5 protein-coding genes are annotated in these 5,398 nt (G+C 36.5%); 4 read left to right on the top strand and 1 reads right to left on the bottom strand.

Translation table 11 applies throughout. The features are described from left to right. The first annotated feature begins 804 nt into the window (after window positions 1-804). Entirely contained in the window at window positions 805-2,118 is a 1,314-nt protein-coding gene (locus tag C1X07_RS24615) for an RHS repeat domain-containing protein (RefSeq protein ID WP_103072708.1), read from the top strand. Between the two features lie 3 nt (window positions 2,119-2,121). Continuing rightward, a complete protein-coding gene (locus C1X07_RS24610) occupies window positions 2,122-2,547 on the top strand; it encodes a hypothetical protein (RefSeq protein ID WP_164914251.1) in 426 nt (141 codons plus the stop codon). A gap of 125 nt (window positions 2,548-2,672) precedes the next feature. Here the strand turns inward: C1X07_RS24610 and C1X07_RS24605 are convergent, their stop codons facing one another. Then, complete coding sequence (locus tag C1X07_RS24605) at window positions 2,673-3,089, bottom strand: helix-turn-helix domain-containing protein (RefSeq protein WP_128755394.1); 417 nt, start codon at window positions 3,087-3,089, stop codon at window positions 2,673-2,675. 89 nt (window positions 3,090-3,178) lie between these two features. Between C1X07_RS24605 and C1X07_RS25195 the strand changes: the two genes are divergently transcribed. Both C1X07_RS25195 and C1X07_RS24595 read left to right on the top strand, forming a co-directional pair. After that, the gene (locus C1X07_RS25195) at window positions 3,179-4,807 is read left to right on the top strand and encodes a hypothetical protein (protein WP_103072705.1); all 1,629 of its coding nucleotides are present in this window, start codon (window positions 3,179-3,181) and stop codon (window positions 4,805-4,807) included. A gap of 37 nt (window positions 4,808-4,844) precedes the next feature. Further along, the coding region (locus C1X07_RS24595) for a tyrosine-type recombinase/integrase (RefSeq protein WP_164914250.1) at window positions 4,845-5,398 on the top strand (554 nt) is incomplete at its 3' end.

The following is a 5,398-nucleotide window of genomic DNA, read 5'->3' as shown; positions in this document are numbered from 1 at the left end:
TTTTATGGAAGTTATTATTGTTAAAGTAATGTCATAAAAAATCGTCTGGCGCACAATCGCCCTACGGGACTCCTTTTGTGCGTCGGTTGCTCCCCTTCGCTATGGCTACGCCTTTGTTTTGCGTGCAACGCAGCTTCGTTCAATCGCCACTAGGCTATGATTAATCTTAAAGCTGAAGGTCTGCCACAACTGCCGTTGCGCTCTTCAGCTTCAAGATTAATCGTTCTCACTGTTGCGGAAAACTATTTTAGAAGATAATGGAAGCCGTTGGCTAATGCGGTGGAGTTCCGTTAGCTTCTAAAATACTAGCCTTAATGGCGATTGAATGACCACACAACGGGTAATAGACCGTCGATATACTACCTACAGGCTGTAAATAACGATCAAAAGGGCGTTAGCCTACGGGTTACAGGGTGTTCCAGACGACCAATAGCCCGTTAATAATGACCCATAGGGGGTGTCTGAACACCCTATCGGGCGTCTTGTAACGACCTAAAACCCGCTCGGAACTACCTAAAGGGCGTTAAAACCTCCTAAACCAGATATCTTCAAAATCTTCAATGGTAGTTACAGGGTGCGCGGCTATTTTATATAATTGCGTTATAGCTCCTGACTGTAAGGAAGTGCGGGTATAACTACCAATTATGTAAAGATAGCTTTGACTATGCGGCTGGATTTAGAAGCAGCAGTACTAACAAATACAGTATTCTGTAATTAGGGTACAATGTAAATCATTATTTTAGCAAGGCAGACAGATAGATGATAGTAAGGGACGTTCTTTTTTTAATAGGTATTTAGGATAAGGTGTTAAAAAAAGGGTACCGAAAACTTTTTTTTGATGTATACACAGACCATTTAGGTAACGTTCGACTCTCCTATACAGACCGCGACAATAGTGGGACGATCACCAATGACGAGATTGTAGAGGAGAATAACTACTATCCCTTCGGACTACAACAAAAAGGATACAATACTGCTATCACTGGCAGAAAACATAACTACAAATACAACAATACAGAACTCGAAGAAGGATTAGGACTTAACTGGTATGAGATGCCTCTTAGATCCTATGATCCTACCATAGCCAGATGGAACCGTCTTGATCCTGTGGTGCATCATTCTTTATCGACCTATAATGCTTTTGATAATAACCCGATAGTCTTTGCTGATCCTAGTGGAGGGAACAGTGGGTATGCTGTTTCCGGTGGGCAATATCATAATGGTAAACTCGTGCTACCTGAAAGCGAAGCTGGACATCTAAGAGGTGACTATGCCTCAATGGCTTCTTCCGGACTACATGATAATAACAGACATGTTAATCAAAGTGAGATTACTAGCTATGGGAATAATGTCCTTGCAGCATTAGCATCATTTGGAATTCGTTCTAATTGCGATGATTGTAGAGAAGGGCAAACAAGATTAATTGAGAGATCTATTATGGGTGCTCATATTTCGTATAATGAATATTATCATGCAGGGGGTGTAGGAGAAGAAGCTGGGTGGTATTCTGAAAGTGATTACTATGAATTGTTTAGAACGACTATTAGAGCTATAGGTCAAGGGAGGAGACCTATTGAGTCTTTGAATGATTTTGGTTTCACAGAAGATATGCATTTAGCTATGGTAGGTTGGGCTGTGCAAGCCTATAATTATTATGGAGGGGAAACTCCACTTGCTAGAGGTAATGTAACTGCAATGGATTTTGATTCTCCTGTATTTTTGATAGCTTCTTTAAGAACGGTAGGTGCCTTATTTTTAAGGTCAAATAAAGGTGTCGGTGGTCTCGTTAGTTTAAGTGAAGAAACTTTTTCGCAAGCTTTACTTAAAGGAGCTGAAAAAGTGGGAAATTATTCTATATATGGAACAAAAGGTTTAATTGAAACTACTTTTACTAGAAATATATTCCTTATCGACACTCCTACAAAAAGCCTTTCAGGTTTCAGGTCTTTAATAAATAGTCTAGAATCTGAAGCCTTAAGAGCAGGGGCAAATAGAATTTCAATTTATGGTTCTTCTGTTATAAATGATGGTTTTTTGAATCCTAACATAATGAAACGATTTGGATATTCAATACAACAAACTAAGCATGGAGTTCTTATGCAAAAGACTTTAAAATAAACTATGATGAATAAAGATAAATCCTCAATTATAACTTCAATATTTAAGAGAAAAGGAGGAGAGGGTAAATACACCAAAATTTTAAAAGATCACAATTACGAACAATATAGTGAATTGTTACTTTCATATTTAGAAAGGAATGAAAAAGGTTTAATTATATATTATCTAAACTCTTCTAATTGGTTTATTTTAACAAATCAGAGACTTCTGATCAACAATGAAAAGTCTTTTAATGTTATTAAAAATAGTAATATCAAAAAAGTAAATTTGGCTATGGAAGAAGAATTCAGAGATGGGATCCGAGATAAAAAAGATTTTACTCGATTATTACTGACGGATCATGAAGATAAAAACCAATTATTAAAGATGGAAAAAGGTCAATCATATGAAGGTTTTTATCAGGTATTACACTTTTTGTCAACTCAATGAAATAAAAAAGCTACTCCGCTCGGTCATAGTATGTTCTAGTGCTAGTTTGCAACTAGTACCGTATATGAGTGAGTGGTAGGAGTAAATAAATGATAAAATCCACAGCAGTAATGTTGTGGATTTTTTTAATCCATATCCTGTAGTACATTTTTAAGAGTGCTTTTAAGCTTACGTTTACTTACAAAAGCATCAAGGATAGAAAAGATTGTATTTTGTTCTTCTTTGGTTAAGCTATCAATCAATGTCACTCGTTCCATAAGTGTAGTATCTACAGAGTTTATGTCCTGCAAGCTGTCTTTATCGGTAAAAAGCTCTGCCATAGAAACTCCTAAGGCTTTAGCTATTTTAATTAATGTACTTACAGAAGGGTCTGTTTTACCATTTTCTATACGTGAGTATTGCGCTGCTCCCATTCCAATAGCAGAAATCACTTCTTTTTGAGATAGCTCTTTAGCCTCTCTGATACGTTTAATATTTTTACTTATATCCATATTATTGCTTAATACCGCAATAAATGTACGTTTAAAGGCTTTATTAGTCAATACTTAAAGATTTGCGAGTCATTAATTTGCTTTATTAAGCAAATATAGATAATTTTGTTTTGTTGCTTAATTAGTCAAATAATAATTTTATGTCTTTAGACACCACCAACCCACACAACTACAGTTACCTCACAAAACACATAGAAATCCACGTCCTTGGTGGTATCAAACTCAATAATCTGGAGCGTATGCGAGTAACACTAAGCATACAAAAAGTTTACACTGAGCGTAGCCGAAGTGTTAAGAGCGACAAACAACACCATGTACTACGTCACAGTATCGATCTGTATAATGATAATATGGTCGAGAAGTTTATCAGAAAAATAGCAGAACGTATAGAAATCGGGACAAGTATAGCACGTGAGTCCCTCCAACAACTCACCACAGCACTAGAGCAATACCGAATCAAAGAACTCGACAAAGAGCAGGAAGTTCCTGCCCCCAGAACATTATCAGGCAAAGAACTACAAGCCGCAGAAAATTTTCTAAAGTCTAAAGACTTATTAGGCAAAACAAATGAACTCATTGGCAAATCTGGTGTTATAGGAGAAGAAACCAACAGGCTATTAATGTATTTAATATTTACCAGTCGCAAAACCAATAATCCATTACATTGTATCAGCCTTGGTAGTAGTGGTGTTGGTAAAACACATCTGCAATCCAAAGTAGCAGAACTCATCCCCGATGAAGATAAAGTAGAGATTACAGTACTATCTGCCAATGCCTTCTATTACTTTAACCGTACAGAGCTGCGTAACAAATTGATATTAATAGAAGACCTAGACGGTGCAGAAGCAGTACTCTATCCCCTTAGAGAATTACAATCAAAACGAAGGATTACCAAAACTGTAGTCCACAAAGACAGAAAAGGAACTACCAAAACCATACACCTTACCGTAGAAGGTCCTGTAGCTGTAGCAGGATGTACCACACAAGAAAGTATCTATGAAGATAATAGTAACCGTAGCTTTTTACTCTATATCGATGAATCCAGTGAGCAGGATAAAAAGATCATGCAATACCAAAGATTATTATCGGCAGGTAAAGTAAATAATGATCAAGAGTTTACCGCAGCCAGATTTTTACGCGATGTACAACGAATCCTAAAACCTATAAAGGTCATAAATCCTTATGCAGAATATCTGGAGCTTCCCGAATCGGTATTTAAACCCAGAAGAACCAATAGTCATTATCTACAATTTATAGAAGCCATTACCTTTTACTGCCAGTATCAAAGACCCAGAAAATACGATCCACAAACAGGAGAAGAATATATAGAAACTACCATCCAAGATATACAGGCAGCCAATGAGATTATCAAAGAAGTACTCTTACGCAAGAGTGATGAAATCACAGGAGCATGCCGTAATTATTTAGAAGAACTTAAAAAATACTTGCATCAAAATACACAAACCACTTTTACAGCCTTAGAAATCCGCAGAAAATTAAAAGTAAAAAAGACTACACAATGGAGGTATCACCAGCAGTTACAAGATAATTACTATATCAAAAAACAACGTAAGAAAAAAGGAGAAACCAGTATCAAATACGAAATCACTAACCCTAATGAGTATAAAGAACTGGAACAACAGATAGCCAAAGCATTACAACAATGTATGCTAAAAATAAATAGCTTGCCAAACTCCGACCGTTCCATCGTTCCAAATCGTTCCACTGTCAAAAAGGAACAAACAACTACTACAAAAACAGCTAGTTAAATCGCTGTTCCTTAAAAACTCTCAAAACACATACCGCATGAAAAAAATAAAGCTACAAAACCATAGCTACAGGATACTACTCGCCTCATTTACCGAATGGCTCGATATATTAGGCTATAGTACTGCCATGCAAAACAACTACCCCGCCCAACTATGTGAGTTCTTCTACTGGTTAGAACAAAACGATATTAACCATATAAACTACATACAAAACCACCATGTCAGAAACTACTACAACCAATTAAAACAAAGACCCAATACCACACGAGGAGGAGCACTAAGCAATAACTATCTCAATAACCATCTGCAATCTCTCAACAAGTTCAGAGAATATCTGAAAAAGCACAACAAAAAACCATTTAACCTACCTATCAAAAGAGAAAAAGATAAGACCGCAGAAAAATTAAATATACTATCCCCAAAAGAAATCAAACAACTCTTTAATGCAACAGCCTACAGTCATGAGCTACCAAAGTTTAGAGCCAGAAACAAAGCAGCACTGGTATGCCTGTACAGTTGTGGAATGCGAAGAAACGAAGTCCTTAACTTAGAAATACCCGATATCCTTTTTGATAAAGAAAGAATCTATGT

This window comes from Aquimarina sediminis (assembly GCF_002895435.1).
In the GTDB taxonomy this organism is placed as follows: Bacteria; Bacteroidota; Bacteroidia; order Flavobacteriales; family Flavobacteriaceae; genus Aquimarina; species Aquimarina sediminis.
This window is presented reverse-complemented; position numbering and strand designations above follow the sequence as displayed.